Below are 674 nucleotides of genomic sequence, written 5' to 3'. Positions count from 1 at the left end.
CCCGAGGCGTTTCGCCGTTCGTCGCGTCCTTCTTCGGCTCCTAGTGCCAAGGCATTCACCGTGCGCCCTTTCTAACTTAACCAATTTTGGCGGCAGATCTTCTTCGCATGTCTTCGTCAGCTTCATGGATCTCGGTCATGTCACGTAGGGAACTACGCTTCATTCCTCGAACACTTGCTTCCTCGACCTGCTCGAATCTCTTTGCCAAAAACGATCTTTTTCAAAAGGTCGTTTTTTAGACAATGTCTCCATTGCCTTTGAATTCTTGACGTTCGTTCGATCTCATCTTGTTTTGTGAACAAGACTCCGATGAACTTACTTGTTATCATGATCTAGTTTTCAAAGAACCAATTGACAGAAGAATACTCTTTGTCAATGTTATCGAGAGTGTTGAGTACTCTCAAAACTGAACAAGGCAACTGACTTCAATCCCGTCATGACCTTCTTCTTTGAATGACTTCATGCTGCCTTGCGACGAGTAATCGCAGGAGCAAAAGAATTCATTCAAAACTGAACAAAAGAACCGAAGCGTTCCTTACACACAAAGGTGTAAGTTCGATTAGAGTCTAAACTCCATAGAAAGGAGGTGATCCAGCCGCACCTTCCGATACGGCTACCTTGTTACGACTTCACCCCAATCATCTGTCCCACCTTAGGCGGCTGGCTCCAAAAGG

General features: G+C 45.4%; 2 rRNA genes. Both read right to left on the bottom strand.

Features of this window, described 5'->3' with window-relative positions:
• A 23S ribosomal RNA gene (locus M3202_RS22035) occupies positions 1 to 82 on the bottom strand; the annotation flags it as partial.
• A 497-nt stretch (positions 83 to 579) separates the two neighbouring features.
• Positions 580 to 674, bottom strand: a 16S ribosomal RNA gene (locus M3202_RS22030); the annotation flags it as partial.

This window comes from Halalkalibacter oceani (assembly GCF_023715605.1).
GTDB classification, from domain to species: domain Bacteria; phylum Bacillota; class Bacilli; order Bacillales; family Bacillaceae_D; genus Halalkalibacter; species Halalkalibacter oceani.
This window is presented reverse-complemented; position numbering and strand designations above follow the sequence as displayed.